At 42.1% G+C, this 18118-nt stretch carries 20 protein-coding genes; 15 read left to right on the top strand and 5 right to left on the bottom strand.

Features of this window, described 5'->3' with window-relative positions; all coding sequences use genetic code 11:
• The first annotated feature begins 2 nt into the window (after positions 1–2).
• Complete coding sequence (locus tag B1K52_RS03490) at positions 3–1007, top strand: NAD(P)/FAD-dependent oxidoreductase (RefSeq protein WP_179106448.1); 1005 nt, start codon at positions 3–5, stop codon at positions 1005–1007.
• Between the two features lie 90 nt (positions 1008–1097).
• On the opposite strand, the gene B1K52_RS03485 is transcribed toward B1K52_RS03490, so the two are convergent.
• On the bottom strand, positions 1098–1946 hold the full coding sequence (locus B1K52_RS03485) for a Cof-type HAD-IIB family hydrolase (RefSeq protein ID WP_077305382.1): 849 nt from the start codon (positions 1944–1946) through the stop codon (positions 1098–1100).
• A 155-nt stretch (positions 1947–2101) separates the two neighbouring features.
• On the opposite strand from B1K52_RS03485, the gene B1K52_RS03480 reads away from it, so the two are divergent.
• The 4 genes from B1K52_RS03480 to B1K52_RS03465 are packed head-to-tail and all read left to right on the top strand — an operon-like array spanning position 2102 to position 6679.
• A complete protein-coding gene (locus B1K52_RS03480) occupies positions 2102–3064 on the top strand; it encodes a glycosyltransferase family 2 protein (protein WP_077305380.1) in 963 nt (320 codons plus the stop codon).
• Positions 3042–3446: a GtrA family protein gene (locus B1K52_RS03475; protein ID WP_077305378.1), complete on the top strand. Its 405-nt coding sequence runs from the start codon at positions 3042–3044 to the stop codon at positions 3444–3446. Before B1K52_RS03480 ends, B1K52_RS03475 begins: the two co-directional genes overlap by 23 nt.
• On the top strand, positions 3436–6048 hold the full coding sequence (locus B1K52_RS03470) for a YfhO family protein (protein WP_077305376.1): 2613 nt from the start codon (positions 3436–3438) through the stop codon (positions 6046–6048). Before B1K52_RS03475 ends, B1K52_RS03470 begins: the two co-directional genes overlap by 11 nt.
• Positions 6032–6679, top strand: a complete 648-nt coding sequence (locus B1K52_RS03465; protein ID WP_077305374.1) for a lysozyme family protein — start codon at positions 6032–6034, stop codon at positions 6677–6679. Before B1K52_RS03470 ends, B1K52_RS03465 begins: the two co-directional genes overlap by 17 nt.
• Before the next feature lie 140 nt (positions 6680–6819).
• On the opposite strand, the gene B1K52_RS03460 is transcribed toward B1K52_RS03465, so the two are convergent.
• Complete coding sequence (locus B1K52_RS03460) at positions 6820–7686, bottom strand: MurR/RpiR family transcriptional regulator (RefSeq protein WP_077305372.1); 867 nt, start codon at positions 7684–7686, stop codon at positions 6820–6822.
• Between the two features lie 22 nt (positions 7687–7708).
• The gene (gene coaA / locus B1K52_RS03455) at positions 7709–8632 is read right to left on the bottom strand and encodes a type I pantothenate kinase (protein WP_077305370.1); all 924 of its coding nucleotides are present in this window, start codon (positions 8630–8632) and stop codon (positions 7709–7711) included.
• Positions 8633–8849: 217 nt separating this feature from the next.
• Between coaA and treP the strand changes: the two genes are divergently transcribed.
• From treP to treR, 3 genes are read left to right on the top strand one after another with little or no spacing between them, the layout of a single operon-like run.
• Positions 8850–10250, top strand: coding sequence for a PTS system trehalose-specific EIIBC component (gene treP, locus B1K52_RS03450; RefSeq protein WP_077305879.1), 1401 nt, complete (start codon positions 8850–8852; stop codon positions 10248–10250).
• 18 nt (positions 10251–10268) lie between these two features.
• Positions 10269–11942, top strand: a complete 1674-nt coding sequence (gene treC, locus B1K52_RS03445; RefSeq protein ID WP_077305368.1) for an alpha,alpha-phosphotrehalase — start codon at positions 10269–10271, stop codon at positions 11940–11942.
• 12 nt (positions 11943–11954) lie between these two features.
• Positions 11955–12668 (top strand): trehalose operon repressor, encoded by a 714-nt coding sequence (treR, locus tag B1K52_RS03440; RefSeq protein ID WP_077305366.1) that lies wholly within the window; start codon positions 11955–11957, stop codon positions 12666–12668.
• Positions 12669–12842: 174 nt separating this feature from the next.
• Here treR and B1K52_RS03435 read toward each other — a convergent pair whose 3' ends face one another.
• Positions 12843–13334, bottom strand: a complete 492-nt coding sequence (locus B1K52_RS03435) for a GNAT family N-acetyltransferase (protein WP_077305364.1) — start codon at positions 13332–13334, stop codon at positions 12843–12845.
• Positions 13335–13454: 120 nt separating this feature from the next.
• Here B1K52_RS03435 and B1K52_RS03430 point away from each other — a divergent pair, with 120 nt between their 5' ends.
• From B1K52_RS03430 to B1K52_RS03400, 7 genes are all read left to right on the top strand, one after another.
• Positions 13455–13688, top strand: a complete 234-nt coding sequence (locus B1K52_RS03430; RefSeq protein ID WP_077305362.1) for a hypothetical protein — start codon at positions 13455–13457, stop codon at positions 13686–13688.
• A 116-nt stretch (positions 13689–13804) separates the two neighbouring features.
• Positions 13805–14209: a MarR family winged helix-turn-helix transcriptional regulator gene (locus B1K52_RS03425; RefSeq protein ID WP_179106447.1), complete on the top strand. Its 405-nt coding sequence runs from the start codon at positions 13805–13807 to the stop codon at positions 14207–14209.
• An 18-nt stretch (positions 14210–14227) separates the two neighbouring features.
• Positions 14228–15466 carry an MFS transporter gene (locus B1K52_RS03420; protein WP_077305358.1) on the top strand — a complete coding sequence of 413 codons (1239 nt, stop codon included), beginning with the start codon at positions 14228–14230 and terminating at the stop codon, positions 15464–15466.
• Between the two features lie 124 nt (positions 15467–15590).
• A complete protein-coding gene (locus tag B1K52_RS03415) occupies positions 15591–15896 on the top strand; it encodes an antibiotic biosynthesis monooxygenase family protein (protein ID WP_077305356.1) in 306 nt (101 codons plus the stop codon).
• Entirely contained in the window at positions 15893–16270 is a 378-nt protein-coding gene (locus B1K52_RS03410; protein WP_179106446.1) for a hypothetical protein, read from the top strand. The genes B1K52_RS03415 and B1K52_RS03410 overlap by 4 nt, the downstream gene beginning before the upstream one ends.
• Before the next feature lie 12 nt (positions 16271–16282).
• A complete protein-coding gene (locus B1K52_RS03405) occupies positions 16283–16930 on the top strand; it encodes a cobalamin B12-binding domain-containing protein (protein ID WP_077305354.1) in 648 nt (215 codons plus the stop codon).
• Positions 16917–17675 carry an STAS domain-containing protein gene (locus B1K52_RS03400; RefSeq protein ID WP_077305352.1) on the top strand — a complete coding sequence of 253 codons (759 nt, stop codon included), beginning with the start codon at positions 16917–16919 and terminating at the stop codon, positions 17673–17675. Before B1K52_RS03405 ends, B1K52_RS03400 begins: the two co-directional genes overlap by 14 nt.
• A gap of 18 nt (positions 17676–17693) precedes the next feature.
• Here B1K52_RS03400 and B1K52_RS03395 read toward each other — a convergent pair whose 3' ends face one another.
• Positions 17694–18116 (bottom strand): pyridoxamine 5'-phosphate oxidase family protein, encoded by a 423-nt coding sequence (locus tag B1K52_RS03395; protein WP_077305350.1) that lies wholly within the window; start codon positions 18114–18116, stop codon positions 17694–17696.
• Positions 18117–18118 lie beyond the last annotated feature (2 nt).

Here is an 18118-nt window from a genome sequence, read left to right as displayed (position 1 = left end):
AAGTGCGGAATGATTTTATATACGATGTCATCATTGTTGGTGGCGGAACGACAGGATTATATGCATCTTTTTATACAAAAATGCGCAAGATGACAACCTTACTAATTGAAGCGACAGCTGGTTTTGGCGGAAAAGTAGCTCAATTTTATCCAGAAAAGCACATTTTTGATGTCGGTGGTTATCCTGCTGCCACCGGGGAGGAAATGGTTGCCCAACTGTTGGAACAAAGCAGAAGAGCAGAACCGGAGATCGTAACAGGTGATTTTGTTGAACATATTAGAAAGAGAAGTGACGGCATATTTGAATTGGAGACAACGGAAGGTATGTTGTACATGACAAGGACAGTCATCCTGACTTGCGGAATGGGAACGTACCAAATGAAGTCACTTCCGCTTGAAGAAGCAGCACTATATGAAGAAAAAAACCTTCATTATTATTTAAAGTCTCCTGAAAACTTCCGGGATCAGCGTGTTGTCGTATATGCAGCAAACCGTACAGGGATTGACTGGGCGATGGCGCTGGAGAAGACAGCAAAAGAAGTAACGTTGCTCAACCAGCGCGATTATTTCCTCTATACGCCGCCGCAAGTAATCGAAGCATTAGCGGAGACGTCGATTACGGTCAAATACAACCATAAAGTAACGAAGCTCATGGGGAATAAGCAAGAGCTGCACACGCTGCTAGTTGAGAAAGATGGAATGGAAACAATGCTGGAAACGGATGCCTTATTATATTATGAAAATGTAAATCTTAAACAAACCCCGTTTGCTAACTGGGGAATTGAGACGGACAAGCACAAAGTTATTGTTGACCATGAAATGGCGACAAATATACCGGGAATTTATGCAGCCGGAGATGCTGTACATTATCCGAAAAAAAATATGCTTATTGCTACAGGGTTTGCCGAAACAATCACAGCAGTTAACAGTGCAAAACTATTCTTGGACCCATCGGCAAGCGCCCAAGTATATAGTACAATTGAATATCAAAAAAATAGAGGCAGGTAATCGATGCCGTAAAAGAGATAGTTAAGATAAAAAGTAGAAGGCCACCTTCTATACTTAGGTGCCTTCTACTTTTTTTGTATCTTTTAACCTCTATTTTTGCAGAATTTCACGATTAAGCATAGTTGCAACGCCATTTTCTTCATTTGTATCCGTCGTATAGTCACATGCTTCTTTCACTTCATCTGTAGCGTTGCCCATTGCAACCTTTGTGCCTGCCACTTCTAGCATTGGCAAGTCATTCATACTGTCTCCAACTGCAATAATATCATCTTTTTTAATATCTAATTGCTTCGCGAGTTTCTTCAGAGCTTTCCCTTTGGAGGCTTTGCCATCCACAATCTCCAAGTTAAAGTCCGCAGAAGAGTAAAGATTTAATTCTTTTTTACCTAATGTATCTGCTGCCACACGTCTTCTTTCTTCATCAAAACTGACAATTGTTACTTTGTAAATGTCTTTCTCTTTTTGGAAGACATGCATATAGTCATCAATTTCCTTTATATTGGCTTGACCTAGCTGCCGTTCTTTTGCTCTTTTCATTTCTTTTTTGTCTGCCTGTTGGACGATATCCATTTCATCTTCGAGCAGCTGTTTCGCATTAGAAGTTATGAATATCTCCTGATCTGTGACAATTTCAAAATAGTAATTCTCTGCAGAAAGCCAACGGACAATCTCTTTTGCATAAACCGCCTTAAGTGGCAGGGGAAGTGTTAGGTTGCCGTCTGGATCATACGTAGTTGCACCATTGGCACCGATAATCCAAGATGACAAGTCCTGATCCTGGAAAAGACGCTGTACATCGAATTGTGCTCTTCCTGTTGCAATTACAATTTGTGCACCTTTTTCCTGGGCCTTTTTGACAGCATCTGCATGAAGCGACGAGATTGTATAGTTTTGATTCAGAAATGTTCCATCTAGGTCTATTGCTACTAATTTTTGCATGTGGTCTGCTCCTTTTTTCCTTTTTATTAGCTATTCCCTCTATCTGGCAGGATGTAAACTGACGAAATTGGGGTAGTGAAGTATAATAAGATGGCAAGCCGCCCACAATTTTAACAATACATATATAGAAAGTTTTACCTAATGGAGGGAAAAGAATGGCTGCAAAATTACTATCCGTAATTGTGCCTTCGTATAATGAAGCTGATAATGTAGATCTTTTTTATGAAGAACTTACGAAAGAATTACAATATTCTTCTTATGACTACGAGGTAATTTATGTAGATGATGGAAGCTCAGACACGACGTTGCTGGAGCTGAAGGAATTGGCGGAACAGCATTATAATGTGCACTATCTATCATTTACGAGAAATTTTGGGAAAGAGGCGGCTATATTAGCAGGCTTCCAGCATGCAAAGGGAGATTGTGCAGTTGTTATCGATGCTGACTTACAGCACCCCGTAGCACTTCTGCACGAATTACTTGCAGGATTTGAAGAAGGGTATGATCAAGTAATTGCCCGACGGAACAGAAAAGGAGAAAGCTTTCCGCGCAAAGTGCTTTCGACTATGTATTATCATGTTATGAACAAGTTCATTGATGTTCGGATACAAAATGGTGTTGGTGACTTTCGTTTGCTTAGCAGGAGGGCGATTGATGCACTGCTGATTTTAAGTGAAGGCAACCGTTTCTCGAAAGGTCTGTTCTCTTGGATCGGATTCGAACAGAAAACGGTATATTACGATAACGTATCCCGCCAAAATGGAGAGTCAAAGTGGTCTTTTGGAAAATTAATTAATTATGGTATCGACGGTGTTGTGTCGTTTAATACAAAGCCGCTGCGTATATGCTTGTATGCAGGATTCATTGTATTGTTCCTTTCTATCGCTTACATCTTGTACACGTTTGTTGAAGTGCTGGTACGAGGAGTTATCACACCTGGGTACTTTACACTGATTACGGCTATTCTCTTCCTCGGAGGTGTTCAGCTTGTGAGCTTAGGCGTTATTGGAGAATACATCGGCCGTATCTACAATGAAACAAAACGCAGACCGCACTATCTAATAAAAGATACAAATATTGAGGAAAAGAAACATTATGAAAAAAATATGGAAGCTTGAATTCACCCGATTTGTAATTGTTGGGGTGCTTAATACGATTTGTTATTACCTTATTTATCTGCTGTTTTATCAAGTCGCAGATGTGTTTTATCTTCTATCTCATTGGATTGGCGTAATCTTGAGTATGATTTTCTCGTTTTTCTTAAATAGTTATTTCACTTATGGGGTACGCCCGACTTGGCGCAAGTTTTTCCAGTTTCCTTTGACACAGGCAGTCAATATAGCAGTCTCTTCTGTTCTTGTGTCTTTATTTATTGAGGTTCTAGGCTGGAGCGGAACGGTGGCGCCAATTGCAGCTGTCTTTATTACGGTGCCAATCACGTTTGTTATCACAAGTAAAATTATGAAGAATAGACGTGAGGATGTGACACATGAAGCGTAGAGTCAAAGTCGTGCTGCTTATCTTGGCAGCACTTGTTTTTTCGATTGTTGTACATATGCACTTTATTAGTGAATATATAAACGGGCGGTTTATGCTCGGACCTAATGATGGAATGGCGCAGATGCTGCCATTCAAGCAGCACTTGTACGAGCAATACTCGCAGGGGAATTTCTTTTACTCCTTTTCATTCGGACTTGGCGGCGGTATTTATAGTCAGCTCGCTTATTATTTCTCAACGAGTATCGTATACCTGCTTACATTGTTATCAATTAAAGGATTGGAATTAGTCGGTGTCATTGGCACCCCGGATGTTATTACATGGGCAAAGGCGATCTTGCCGGTAAGCATTATCCGGCTTGCTGCAGCGTTACTGCTTGCAGTCGGTGTGTTTCGCTACTTGCGTATTCCAATTGTGCCTGCGTTCATTGGGGCTTGTTTTTATGCGGGGAGTGCGATTTACTTTCGGCATGTTGTGTACTGGGAATTTTTCGCAAATGCGTTTCTTTGGCTGCCGCTGCTTGTATTAGGAGCAGAGAAAATCATCCGGGAGCGGAACCCGTATTGGATGATCGCTGCAGTGGCATTGTCTGTTTTTGATAATTTTTATTTTTCTTACATAAACTTTTTGTTTATCGGAATCTATGTGATTGCCAGATGGCTAATTAAACTTTCCGATAATGAAGTGCCAATCAGAACGCAATTACTCTTCTTTGTGCCTGCAGTCATGCTTGGGTTTGGGATTGGTGCTATTTCATTCGTGCCGGCAGTATATGCTTTCTTAAACAATTATCGGCCGGCCTTTGAAGACGTTATTCCTTTCTATGAAAATGAAGACAATATTTTGTTCACAAGCCGGACGCTGTTTGTTCCTGTCTTGTTTGTTTTGTTAGTTTGTACTGTCGAATTTTATAAGAACAAGTTGTTTCGTTTATTTGCCTTGTTAAGCATATTGTTCATTTTCTTCCAAGGCAGTCCGCGGATTGCAAGTATTTTTAATGGTTTTTCTGCACCACAATACCGTTTTGAGTATATATCTATGTTTGTCATTGCGGGAACGATTGCCGTCGGAATAACCTTATTAACCAAAGTGAAGAAATGGCATGTATTGCTTGCGATTGGTCTTGTTATTTTGCTCTATAGCGTCTACCTGCGTCATGACTTGAGGTTAGACTGGGGAGATGATTGGGCAAAACAGGTTTGGACTGGTGTGATACTAGTCCTGCTGGCTTTTCTATTGTATGCATTTAAACGGAAGCGAGTAATATTAGGGCTATGTATGCTGGTAGTGTTTGCAACTTATGTACCGCTAATCAATGCGCATCAAGAGGAGCAGCTTACGAACGCTGGTAATGTAGAGACTTCTACTTTGAAATTTTTGACAAGTGATAAATACGCTAGTAAAGAACAACAGCGATTGATACGCGAGGTATTGAGCTCAGATGATCGTTTTACTAGGCTGGAGTGGAAGACAGATAATCGAAACAATACAAATCTCGTGCAAGGTTTTCCTGGCGTGAGCATCTATTCAAGCATCCTGAATAAGAATCTGCTGTTTTTCTATTATTACGATATGAATATTGATATGAAACGGGAAAGCGTTAGTCGCATCTCTGGGTTTGGTAACAGAGCCAACTTGTACAGCTTGCTTAATGGAAAATATATCATGTACGATAAACAAGAACCGATAGACGCACCATATGGCTTCACACCATATTTAGAGAGCAATCGTTATGTTGTCTATCGGAATGATAATTTGCTTCCATTTGCGAAAGTGACGGATGATGTGTTGACAGAAGAGACGTTAGCGAACCATACCCCGCTTGAAAGAGAACAAGCCATGCTAGATGGTATCATCTTGGCTGATGGGGACTCTACCTCGCAAGCCGAGTCGCTTCCAAATCTAATGGACAAGGTATCCATCCAAGCAGTGGGAGGATATTATCAGAATGGTCAGCTTCAAGTAGAGGAAGAGGAAGGCGGCTTGGATTTGCGTCTTGACGAAGATTTACCGCAAACAGGTGATTATTATCTTAGCTTTTATTTAAAGAATAATGATGCAGCTGCACCATTATTTGATTTAACTGTGAATGAGTTTCAAACAGATAGAAAATCCAGACAATCTATTTACCGAACGAAAGTGAATGAATTGACCATACGAGTAAAAGCAGCAGATACAATCCGTATACGATTGCCAAAAGGCAGCTACAATCTGGAAGATTTTCGTCTGCAGCATGAAGATTATCATAAGCTTGAACGTTCCGCCATAGAAGCAAAGGATATTCCGTTTACCATTGGTTCTAGTCAAGTCACATTAGATTATACAAATGAGCAGGAAGGCAGCTATTTGAAAATACCGGTTCCATATGAAAAAGGCTGGAAAGTGTCAGTGAATGGAGAAGAACAAGAGTTGCAGAAAGCGGATTATGCATTTCTTGGTGTTAAGCTGCAGACTGGGGATAATCATATTGTGTTTACCTATCGGCCGCCGTATTGGAATATAATACTAGTTATTTGTATTGGAAGTTTGCTTTTCTCAGTCGGCTGGGCAGTCTTTTTGCGAAAACGTCATATGGCGGGTGAAAAAGGTGAAAAAGAAGCATAAAAGAAAACCGCAAACACTATTGTCGGCGTTTCGTACAGTAGTAATAGTTGGTTTGGGATTATTCTTCCTGTTGTTTATCATATCTGTCATGATAGAAAACGATGGGGAGGAGCAACAGACAGGAAGAGCCCTTTCAGCGAGTGCTCTAAATTATCGGGATATTATTTATGAGGAATTAGCCAAGTCAGGGCAGGAATCACTTGCTCCGCTTGTCCTTTCCGTTATGATGCAAGAGTCGGGAGGCAGAGGAGATGATCCAATGCAAGCTTCCGAAAGCAAATGCGGCGAGATTGGCTGTATTGAGGATGCTAGCGAGTCTATTGCTTATGGCGTCTCCCATTTTGTTGATGTTTTAGAAGCGGCAGATGGAAAGACAGAGGTTGCAGTTCAAGCTTATAATTTTGGGCCTGGTTTTATTGATTTTGTCGAGGCAAATGGCGGTGCGTTTAGCGAGGATTTAGCCATTCAATTCTCTCAAGAACAATTTGATCAGGTGGACAATCCAGAAATATATCGATGTATACGTCCAGAATCAGAAGAACTAGATGCCTGCTATGGAGACATTCAGTATGTAGAAGCTGTTTACAGCTATCTGCCCGCTGCCGAAGCAGCTTATGAAGAGAATAAATGAAGTGTGTTTCAAGGTATACAAAAATCCAAACAATGCTGGGATTTCCACTTAACAGCATCGTTTGGATTTTTTTGTACAATAAATTAAATAGCTAGGCTGCTTTTTTAACCGCCTGCTCTGCTTAGAAGGGAATACGCGCATTATGTCCCGGAATTGTTAAAGTTAGAAAATACATTAAAGTCACGCCACGCCTCCTCAATTGTACGGAGGCGTTTTTTGACATCAGCAGCCTTCTCTTTTCCAATTAAAGCGATGAACGCATGAATCAAACTGATTGGAGCAGTCAGCGAATGCGTCAGTGAAGGCGATTTGCTGGAAGCCATGAACGAATAATCAGCTGCGGAAAGCAAAGGAGACGACAAGCCATCAGTGAAGGCAATTGCTTTCGCTCCGCGATCCTTTGCCATTTGAAACAGCCGCAGCGTGTGATTGGAATAGCGGACAAAGCTTAAAGCAATTAGCACATCGTCTTCCCTTATTGTTGAGATTTGGTCAATTGCACGGTCAGATGGCTCCACAATCTCTACATTTTCAAAAATAAATGATAAATGGTAATGCAATAAATCCGCTACACTGACGGCGCTGCGATTTGCCAAAATAAAGATTCGTTTCGAATAAATAACTGTGTCAGCTGCAGCATGGAAGGCTGGCATATCAATTCCTTCCATTGTCTCTTGAATGTTCGCTTGATCTCGCAGGAAGATGGCATATAAATCTTGATCTTCTGATTCGGTATCGTCAGAAGGTTTCTTGAACCGTTCGGTTGCATTTAGTTGTTCCTGCATCGCATTTTGAAGCGCCAGCTGCATTTCTGGAAAGCCTCGGTACCCCATAAATGAAGCAAAGCGGACGATTGTGGCATCACTTACCCCGGCTGATTTTGCTAATCCTTCTACATTAAGAAACGGTGATTGATTCGGGTGTTCAATGATGTAATTGGCAATTTTCTTTTGGGACTTCGACATATGCTCCCGTTGACTAGATATTTGATGGTAAATGTCCGGCATGATGGAAAGACCCCTTTCACTATCAGAGTTTACGTAAATATACGTCTTCGACTTCGTGATTGTTTCCTTTTCTTAAAATAAGGTCAGAACGGCCTTTTGTTGGCAGGATGTTTTCATGCAGGTTTTTAGCATTAATTGTCTCCCAAATCGTTTCCGCTGTTTGCAGTGCTTCTTCCACCGGCACTTCCGCATAGTGGCGGAAATAGGATTTTGGATCCTGGAATGCAGTTGCTCGAAGCATAAGGAATCGCTCTTTGTACCATTTTTCGATGTTCTCTTCGTCGGCATCGATATAAATGGAGAAATCGAAGAAATCACTGACAAAGAATTGGTATTCTTTCTTTACCTGCAGTACGTTTACCCCTTCTACTATTAAAATATCCGGGTCCGTTACCAGCTCAGTTTGTTCTGACAAGACATCGTACGTGAGGTGGGAATACTGCGGACCTTTAATATTGGTCGTACCCGCCTTCACTTGCCCCATGAATTCTATCAATGCTTTTATATCATAGCTTTCTGGAAACCCTTTTCGCTGCATCAGCTGTTTTTCCTGTAATACAGCATTGGGGTAGAGGAAGCCATCGGTTGTGACAAGTTCCGTTTTCTTATGCGGTAAAGCACGGGAGAGCATCAATTGCAGAAGCCTTGCTATTGTACTCTTACCAACAGCGACACTGCCGGCAATACCAATGATAAACGGTACTTTCTTTTCCTTTGTACCTAGAAAAGCACCCGCTTTAGCATGCAGCGTTTCGGCTGCTTCTAAATAATAGGAAATAAGATTGGTCAGCGGCATATAAGCAGTCTCTACCTCAGGCAAAGATATCCTCGTATTAATACCGCGTATTTCTTCAAGTTCTGTTTGTGTCAGGGGTAGGCGTTCTGTTTTGGAAAGAGCTGCCCAGTTTTCCCTTGAAAAATGATAGTAAGGTTTATATGTATGCATGATTACCCTCAACTTTTATCTGCTATTTTGAGAAATAGTTCAACTTACAAACGTTTACAAATACTTTACCATTTTACTACTTTAAAAATTAATAATCCAGAGTAGATTCTTGGGGTATATAGTAATAGAAAACGCTTGCATAACTTGTATATACAAGTTATGCTTTAGCTGTATTCGCTTACATCATCAAGGAAAAGGCGAGGTGGAAAAGGTGGACATAAGACAACAGGCGGAAGAAATCGTCGCAGCATTGGGTGGACGAGATAATATACAAGCGGCAACCCATTGTGTCACACGTTTGCGATTGGCATTGCATGATGAGGAGAAAGTCGATAAAGAGACGCTTCAGAATATTGATGTGGTAAAGGGTTCATTTTCAGCAAATAACCAATATCAAGTCGTAATCGGACAAGGTACAGTTGATAAAGTGTATAAGGAGTTCATTCAAGTAACTGGGATAGGGGAATCTACTAAAGAGGAAGTCAAAGAAAGTGTCAGTGGGAAAGGAAATCCGCTGCAGCGAGCATTAAAAACACTTGGCGATATATTTATCCCGATATTGCCAGCGATTGTGACAGCAGGTCTTTTGCTCGGTATTCATAACATCCTCAATAACGAGGGTATCTTCTTCGACGGGTCAATCATTCAAGTGTATCCGCAGTGGGCTGGCATAGCAGATATGATTTACGTTATTGCGAATACTGCTTTTGCCTTTCTGCCCGCATTAATTGGCTGGTCTGCGGTAAAGAAATTTGGAGGCAGTCCGCTGCTGGGAATGGTGCTCGGTTTAGCATTAATTCACCCATCGTTATTAAGTCCGACGGATTACGCTAGTGCAGCGTTAGAAGGTAATGCGCCAGTATGGAACTTATTCGGGTTGGAGATCCAGCGTATCGGTTACCAAGGCCAAGTGCTGCCCGTGCTGTTTGCATCATGGGTCTTGGCAAAAATTGAAGTGTTCCTAAGACGTAAAGTAGCAGACAGCTTTCAATTACTAGTGGTGGCACCTGTCTCACTTCTGCTTTCGGGTATAGTAAGCTTTGTCGTAATTGGACCAGTTATGTTTATCGTTGGAAATGCGATTACAGATGCTTTTGTAGCAGTGTTTGACACAGCTGCTCCAGTAGGTGGATTGCTGTACGGTGCGTTGTATGGAGCGCTTGTTGTCACTGGCTTGCATCATACATTCTTGGCGCTGGATTTGCAGCTGATTGCGAATACAGGTGCAACATTCTTATGGCCAATTCTAGCGTTGTCTAATATATCACAAGGATCAGCTACATTAGGTGTTATGCTGGCAACCAAAGATGAAAAACTGCGCGGCTTATCACTTACTTCTTGGATTAGTGCATGGCTAGGTGTAACAGAGCCGGCTGTATTTGGTGTGAATCTGCGCTTCCGTTATCCATTCTTTCTAGCTTTAGGTGCATCTGCCGTAGCAGGAACTTTTATCGCTTGGAGAGGAGTAGAAGCGAGTTCAGTCGGCATCGGTGGTGTGCCGGGAATCTTCTCCATTCTGCCAGGCAGCTGGGGAGCTTTTGCTATCGGAATGATAATTGTAATTGTCGTCCCATTTGTTACAACCTATTTGTTTGCTAAAAAGAAAAAGAATGTATAAGAAAGGAAGTTGATTATCATGCAAGAACCATGGTGGAAAAGAAGTACAGTCTATGAAATTTATCCGAAGAGTTTCCATGATACAACAGCTTCTGGAATGGGAGACTTACAAGGTGTTATCGAGAAGCTGGACTATATAAAAGAACTCGGTGTTGATATAGTTTGGCTGACACCAATTTACCGGTCGCCGCAGCGTGATAATGGTTACGATATAAGCGATTATTACGACATTGAACCTGCGTATGGCACGATGAAAGATGTAGAATGTCTGGTGCAGGAGTTGCACGATCGGGATATGAAGCTGATGATGGATATTGTAATAAATCACACATCAACCAATCACGAGTGGTTCCAGCAAGCCAAAACGTCAAAAGATAATCCGTACCGCAATTATTATATTTGGCGAGACTCCAGTGATGGAAACGCACCGAACAATTGGGTGTCCAAGTTCGGCGGTACTGCCTGGGCTCTCGAGGAGCATACCAATCAGTATTATTTACATCTGTTTGACAAAACGCAAGCAGATCTGAACTGGGAAAATAACGAAGTTCGCAACCAATTATATAAGATGATGAACTTCTGGGCAGAAAAAGGACTGGATGGATTCCGCCTGGATGTTATCAATCTTGTATCAAAAGTCCAAAGCTTTCCGCATGATGAAAGTGCTCCTGATGGTCAGTTCGGCAAAGAGTACTATACGGATGGTCCAAGAGTCCATGAATTTATGAAAGAGATGAATCAAGCCGTCTTTGCTCCTCATAATCTTGTCACAGTAGGCGAAATGTCTTCGACGAGTCTGGCTGCTTGCCAGCAGTATACGAGTCCAGATGCAAATGAACTGGATATGACGTTCAACTTTCAGCATTTGAAAGTGGACTATGAAAAGGGAAAGAAATGGACAGACGGAAAACTCGATTTTATCAAACTGAAACAGATTCTATCAGATTGGCAAATAGGCATGTATCAAGCTGGCGGATGGAATGCGTTGTTTTGGTGCAACCATGACCAACCGCGTATCGTAAGCCGGTTTGGCGATGATGAGCTGTATCACCGTGAGTCAGCAAAGATGCTTGCAACCGTTATGCATATGATGCAAGGAACGCCTTATATTTACCAAGGGGAAGAGATAGGGATGACAGATCCTAAGTTCTCTTCAATAGAAGATTATAATGATGTGGAAACGCAGAATGCCTACACAGAATTGAAGGACTCAGGCTTGGATGAAAGTGCGGTTATGCAGATTATCCAGAGACGTTCCAGAGATAATGCCAGAACGCCCATGCAATGGAGTGCAGCGCAAAATGCTGGCTTTTCAAAAGGAGAGCCATGGCTGTCTGTGGCGTCGAACTATAAAGAAATTAACGCCGAGAAAGAAGTGAAAGATGACAATTCTATTTTCTACCATTATCAAAAGCTGATTCGTTTGCGGAAAGAATATGCTATTATAACGCATGGAGACTATGAACCGTTAAGCATGGATGATGAACGTATCTTCAGTTATGAACGGAAATGGAATGGTGAAAAACTTCTTGTTGTAGCGAACTTCTTTGGTGAAAGTGCAGAATTCACTTATCCAAAAAAAGAAATAGGAGAGGCTGAGATTCTTCTTTCCAACTATCAAGATAGTACACCAGACTACAGTAAGATACAGCTTCGCCCGTATGAGGCGGTCATTTACCATAGTAAATCGTAAAGGCCTGATCGAATGCAAAGAAAATTTCAAGCAATCTACGATGTAATAGCAAGAGAAATACAAGCGGCTAAAATGGAGGCGGGGCAGCTGCTGCCTTCTGAAAATGAACTGTCCGAACGATTTGAAACATCAAGGGAAACCGTGCGAAAAGCCTTGCAGCTGCTATCGCAGAACGGTTATATTCAAAAACTGCAAGGAAAGGGCTCTGTGGTCCTAGAACAGAATAAGCTGCCGCTGCCGGTGAGCGGATTGACAAGCTTTAAGGAATTAGCCCGTTCGATGTCTCAGACAGTGGAAACACAAGTACTGGCACTCAAGCACAAGTTAGCGGATGAATATATGCAAGAAGTGCTGCAATGCGAAAAAGACACACCCGTCTGGGAGCTGCACCGTTTGCGAAAGTTAGATGGAGAAGCGGTAATCTATGACAAAGATTTGCTGTTGGCTGCGTGCGCACCGGCACTTACGGAAGCGATTGCTCGTGATTCTATCTATGATTATTTAGAGCAAGAGGTCGGTTTATCAATCAGCTATGCAAGAAAAGAGGTTGTCGTAGAGGAGGCAGAAGCTACAGACACAGAGGTAATGGACATGGGAGGTTATCAACAGCTCGTAGTCGTACGCAGTGCTGTTTATCTAGAAGACACAACATTATTTCAATTTACAGAGTCGAAACACCGTCCAGATAAATTCCGGTTTGTCGAATTTGCTCGAAGAACGAAATGAATAGAATGAAAAATGTGCATAGAAACAAGGCTATGCACATTTTTTTGTGGGTAAAGGCAGGCTTGTACACAGAAAGATTCTGTTTGTTCACATAATTTGTGCATAAGGCAACTTATGCACAGAATAATTTGACGAATGGTGCAATAAGTTATTTATCCACATGTGGATAGTTTTTTAAGCGCGAATTCGCTTGCCTAAAATGATTAAATCCCGCTCCACACCATCTAGTTCTGCTATGTTTGGCATATTCGCCCATGGTGTAAAACCAAATTTTTCGAAAAGCTTAATGCTCGGTTGATTATGACCAAAAACAAACCCTAAGACGGTCTTGAAATCAAGAACTTCTGCTTGATCTAAGACGAATTGCAGCATATTCTTTCCAAGCCCTTTTCCTCTTGTGTCTGCATGCAGATAAATGCTGACTTCTACTGTTTTATCGTAAGCAGCTCGGCCATAGAAAGGCTCTAAGCTGATCCAGCCAAGTATATGACTGTCCTCTTCTACCACCCAAAGCGGTCGCTTTTCATTGTGATGATGAAACCACTCCACTTTGCTTTCTGCAGTTATTTCTTCCAAGTCTGCTGTAACCATGCGGCTTGCAATGGTGGAATTATAAATGGAGACGATGTCAGGCAGGTCTTCAATAGTAGCGATACGATATTGCATGTCGATTCCCCCAAGTGTTTTTTGGCTTATTATACTAAAGCATCAGCAGGATGAATAGTCCGATTGGATTTGGGGTACAGAGTTACTAGGAGAACAGGCAGACGGAAGGATGTGGAATGGATGTACTCTGTAACATTCGGTAATTTACTCCAATTCACCGGGATTGGATTGGTCATAGGTTTTATCATTGGAATGGTAGCTATGCTGGGATTTGATTTGGACTTCCTGGCTATGATTGTCAGTGTCTTGCTTAGCATTATTGCTGCTTTTGCCGCAGCAATGTATGCTGAATTATATCACATTCGCCAAGCTGTAAATGAACAGACAGATAAAACACTGAAAAGAAAAGGGTAAGCAGAAGTTTCGGCTGTTAGAAGCAGCCGGAACTTTTTTTAATTGATTTATTTCACATGTATGAAATATTGAGGTATACTAATACTAGAGTACAAAGCATTTTTGGGGGTTTGTTAATGGAAAGCAGAGATATGGTTGATTTTATTGAATTAGTACGCAATGTGAATAAAGCGTTGCGGAAAGAATGGGATTTTCAGATTTCCGGGCCGCAGCTTGTCTTGCTAAGGCTATTAAAAAATAATGGTCCGATGCGCATGTCAGATTTGGCTGAAGAAGTTGGCATCAGCTTTAGCGGTGCGACAAATTTAGGAAATCGCATGATGAAGGACGGTTATTTGGAGCGAATTCATTCCGAGAAAGACCGCAGAGTAGTCATGCTGGCTATCACACAAAAAGGCTCCGATTTTTATGAGAGTTTCTCGGAGGCGCGTGATAAAGCATTCGGCTCCTTCCTGGATAAATTGACGGAAGAAGAGAAAAATGAGTTCATCCGGCTGAGTAGAAAAATGCTTGCTGACTAAATGAAAGGAGATGAGTGTATGTCGGACATTCGTAAAGAAACGATACCCGATGGGCACGAAATTGAAAAAGCAGAACAAGAATTAAAAGAAGATGCACATAGTATAAAACGAATCTTTCAGCAACCGAAGGCAGCGTGGGCGGTTGCTTTTGCTTGCGTCGTTGCATTTATGGGAATTGGCCTTGTTGACCCGATTCTTCCATCCATTGCAGCACAAATGGATGCAACGCCTAGCCAAGTAGAGCTATTATTTACTAGTTATTTGCTTGTTACGGGAATCATGATGCTGATTACAGGCTGGCTGTCCAGTAGAATTGGTCCGAAAATGACGCTGCTGATTGGTTTAGTCATTATTATCCTATTCTCCACTTTAGGCGGGCTGGCGAGCAATATTGATGCGCTTGTTGGTCTGCGGGCTGGTTGGGGGCTGGGAAATGCCTTGTTTATATCTACAGCACTAGCTGTCATAGTCAGTGTTTCAAGCGGTGGTTCGGCAGTTGCCATTATGCTGTATGAAGCGGCTTTAGGTTTAGGAATGTCAGTCGGTCCGCTGTTGGGCGGTTTGCTTGGATCGATTCACTGGCGGGGACCTTTCTTCGGAGTGGCTGTACTAATGCTGATCGGATTGCTGGCAGTGTGGATTCTATTGACGGATATACCGAAACCAGCAAGAAAAAGCCCGCTTTCGGCGCCATTTCAGGCGCTGCGGCACCCAGGGCTCTTGACGATTGGATTGACAGCTCTATTTTATAACTTCGGATTCTTCACTTTGTTGACTTATTCACCATTTGTCTTAAATCTTGGAGAATTTGGAATCGGTTTTGTCTTCTTTGTCTGGGGTGTAATGCTTGCAATTGGTTCAATTTTCATCGCTCCTTCGTTTGAATCAAAACTAGGTACGAAAAAGTCACTCGGTTGGGTGATGGTCGGTATTATTGTTACGCTGGCCTTAATGGGTATCGGCTCTCATACACCTTGGTTCCTCATTGTAATGATAGCGTTGATGGGGCTGCTCCTTGGTATTAACAATACGGTCATGACAACAGCTGTGATGGAAGTATCTCCAGTAGAACGTTCTACTGCTTCAGCGGCATACAGCTTCCTGCGTTTCACAGGTGGTTCTATCTCTCCATGGCTTGCTGGGAAAATATCTGAGCATATTTCAATTGGAGCGCCATATTTTGTGGCAGCAGCAGCTGTACTTGTTGGATTAGTGTTATTCATTACAAGAAGAAGTGCGATGGATCGCTTAAGTTAATAGAAAAGCCATGATCAGCCGATCATGGCTTTTTTTGATGGTGCAAACCTTAAATGCTATAATCGCAAATCCGATTATGATAACCTATTATTAATCGCGGAATACAGCAATATAGGGGGGTTCCATGTATATCGTACATTCGATTTTCGATGTTCCTGCTGAAAAAGCAGAGGAAGTGATTGCTATTTATCGAAACAGATCGAAACTAGTGGATCAGGCTCCGGGTTTCCAGCAGTTCCGGCTGCTTCACAATCAGAAGAAGCCGGGAGAATTGACCGTGGAGATTACTTGGGAAGACAAGCAGAGTTATATAGATTGGATTAGCGGGGATGATTTCAAGCGCATTCACGATCGGGAGAAAAAATACCCGGATCAAGAACTGGCGGCTATCCGGCCTACGGTAAAAATGTTTGAGGTGGTGACGCAATGAACACAACAATCCGAGCAGAAGAATTGCTTGATAAAATCGTGGAAGACATCTTTGACGCGTATCCATCTTTATATGAACGTTACGGGGAAAACGGAAAAATAAGAACGCGCGAGGATAATCAGCATCACTTAAATTATTTGCAGACTGCTTATGAGGCGGATGATTCGCAGCTATTTAAAGATTATACGATGTGGCTTTCTGAACTGCTTTCTGCCCGCGGTATGAATGAAAAGATTATTATAGACAATTATGAGCGGCTGATACCACTTTTGGAAGCATCTATGGAAAAGAAGAAGTATTCCTTTTTCAAAGCATGTTTGGAGGAAGGAATTCAAGTATTGCATGCAGAAAAAAACAAGGACGAAGACAACTGAGGGTGATACGTGATGACAGAAGCTTGGCAGCATTTTGCGGCAGCGTTGCTTGCTGGTGATGAGCGGCAGGCGTACAGCCTTTTAGCAGATGATCCAAGACCAAGTATCCGTGTGTACAAGGAAATCATAACACCGGCGATGTATGATATTGGAGAGAAATGGCTGCGTAATGAAATCACAGTAGCGGACGAGCACTTAGCAACAAGTGTATGTGACTTTGCGCTGGCGCAGTATATATTTCCATTTAAACGGATAAACAAACAATCCGAAGATAAAGCGATGTTCCTTTGTTTGGAAGAGGAGCAGCATGTTATTGGTTCCAAGATGGTAGCAGCTCTGTTTGAAGAACAGCATTGGCAAGTTCGGCATCTTGGCCCTAACCTGCCCTTAGCGCATGCTTTAAGCAGTGCAGAGGAGTGGCGGCCAAAAGTAATCGGTTTATCTGCTGCAATTCCATATCGTATTCCTGCTCTGAAGGAATACATTGCTGCTTTTGAGCAATTACCTTGGAAGCCAAAGATTATGGTTGGAGGCCGAGTGGTTTCAATGCATGATATCAGGCCCTATTGCGGCAGACAGACGCAAGTAATTTACGATTTAGACCAAGTGGCAGGGTGGCTAAATGAATTGGCGGAGGAACAGGCAGATGGCGTCCGGTAAATTCTTACCTTTGCCTTATTTCTTCATCAGCTCAGATTGGAAGATACTTGATTATTCACATGCCGCCAGCAGTATCTTCTTAATTGGAGATGATTTTAGCAGTTTGGTTGATGAAGAGAACCGGCAGAAAGTCAGCCAGTATATACAGCCGCATTTGTCTGAGATGCAATTCGAACTAAATATGAAAACAAAGCATGATCCTTTGGCTGTGTTCGAGATCTCTGTGCGATGGGAAGCGGACGAAGCACATATAATTTGTGTAGAGAAAACGAAAGAGATTGACCAGCTTGCTAGCGATTTAATGAAACTTCGGTCCAGGCTGTCAGAGACAGACTTTGAATTACTGGAAAAGAAAGAAGAGCTGGAGGATGCGATCAATCGTATCCATAAACTTAGCGGTCCGTTCATTCCACTTTATGAGGAAGCGGGTCTGGTTCCTTTGTTCGGTGATTTACAAGCAGATAAGCTGCAGGTAATTGAAGCGAATATTCTATCGAGAATAGATGAAGAGGAATATGAGCAAGTATTTTTCGATTTTCATGGTGTCGGCAAGATAACGATGAATGGAAAAGAGAAGCTCGGACAGCTGTTTGAAGCGATTCAGCTGATGGGAACGAAAACAGTGATTGTTGGGCTGTCACCATCGCAGGTTCAAGGACTTGGATCAAAAGGTACGTTGCAAGCTGACGCAATGGCCAGTTTGCAACAGGCAATCTCCATTTATGTAAAAAAAGCAGAACCATAAGCAGTTCTGCTTTTTTGTTTAAAGATCGACTGTATAAACGTCGCTTTTATTAATGTTTTTTAGATAGATTTTATCTGGTTTGATTTCCAAGACAACATAATCAGGATCGTCCGGACCATCTAGCCATGCCTTAAAGCTGTCTTTCCACAGCTGCTGTTTCAATTCCGGGGATTCGCTTACTTTGGCGTCGGCTTCGATTTCGACAAACTCATCACCAACACCGTCGCCATTGTAGCCCAATAAGATATGGACGTTATGGTTGCTCTCAATATCATCTACTTTATGGGAGCTTCCGCTTGTCGCGCAATATAATGTGAATCCTTCATTAAAAAAGGCCATGTATCGGCTATAAGGTTTGCCATCTTGGACGGTGGCAAGTGTTCCGATCTTCTGTTTATCCAGAATTTGTTCCACATGTTTTTTGACTTCTGCTTGTTCCACTT

It is taken from the genome of Terribacillus halophilus, from assembly GCF_900162685.1.
Taxonomy (GTDB): Bacteria; Bacillota; Bacilli; order Bacillales; family Amphibacillaceae; genus Terribacillus; species Terribacillus halophilus_A.
The sequence above is the reverse complement of the archived record's forward strand: the minus strand, read 5'-3'. Positions and strand labels throughout refer to the sequence as shown.

Coding starts and splice junctions, on each gene's coding strand:
- B1K52_RS03415 (WP_077305356.1), top strand. CDS start 15,591: ATGTATATCGTACATTCGATTTTCGATGTTCCTGCTGAAAAAGCAGAG.
- B1K52_RS03410 (WP_179106446.1), top strand. CDS start 15,893: ATGAACACAACAATCCGAGCAGAAGAATTGCTTGATAAAATCGTGGAA.
- treR (WP_077305366.1), top strand. CDS start 11,955: ATGCAAAGAAAATTTCAAGCAATCTACGATGTAATAGCAAGAGAAATA.
- B1K52_RS03475 (WP_077305378.1), top strand. CDS start 3,042: ATGAAAAAAATATGGAAGCTTGAATTCACCCGATTTGTAATTGTTGGG.
- B1K52_RS03420 (WP_077305358.1), top strand. CDS start 14,228: ATGTCGGACATTCGTAAAGAAACGATACCCGATGGGCACGAAATTGAA.
- B1K52_RS03400 (WP_077305352.1), top strand. CDS start 16,917: ATGGCGTCCGGTAAATTCTTACCTTTGCCTTATTTCTTCATCAGCTCA.
- B1K52_RS03460 (WP_077305372.1), bottom strand. CDS start 7,686: ATGCCGGACATTTACCATCAAATATCTAGTCAACGGGAGCATATGTCG.
- B1K52_RS03480 (WP_077305380.1), top strand. CDS start 2,102: ATGGCTGCAAAATTACTATCCGTAATTGTGCCTTCGTATAATGAAGCT.
- treC (WP_077305368.1), top strand. CDS start 10,269: ATGCAAGAACCATGGTGGAAAAGAAGTACAGTCTATGAAATTTATCCG.
- B1K52_RS03430 (WP_077305362.1), top strand. CDS start 13,455: ATGTACTCTGTAACATTCGGTAATTTACTCCAATTCACCGGGATTGGA.
- B1K52_RS03435 (WP_077305364.1), bottom strand. CDS start 13,334: ATGCAATATCGTATCGCTACTATTGAAGACCTGCCTGACATCGTCTCC.
- B1K52_RS03470 (WP_077305376.1), top strand. CDS start 3,436: ATGAAGCGTAGAGTCAAAGTCGTGCTGCTTATCTTGGCAGCACTTGTT.
- B1K52_RS03425 (WP_179106447.1), top strand. CDS start 13,805: ATGGAAAGCAGAGATATGGTTGATTTTATTGAATTAGTACGCAATGTG.
- B1K52_RS03485 (WP_077305382.1), bottom strand. CDS start 1,946: ATGCAAAAATTAGTAGCAATAGACCTAGATGGAACATTTCTGAATCAA.
- coaA (WP_077305370.1), bottom strand. CDS start 8,632: ATGCATACATATAAACCTTACTATCATTTTTCAAGGGAAAACTGGGCA.
- B1K52_RS03405 (WP_077305354.1), top strand. CDS start 16,283: ATGACAGAAGCTTGGCAGCATTTTGCGGCAGCGTTGCTTGCTGGTGAT.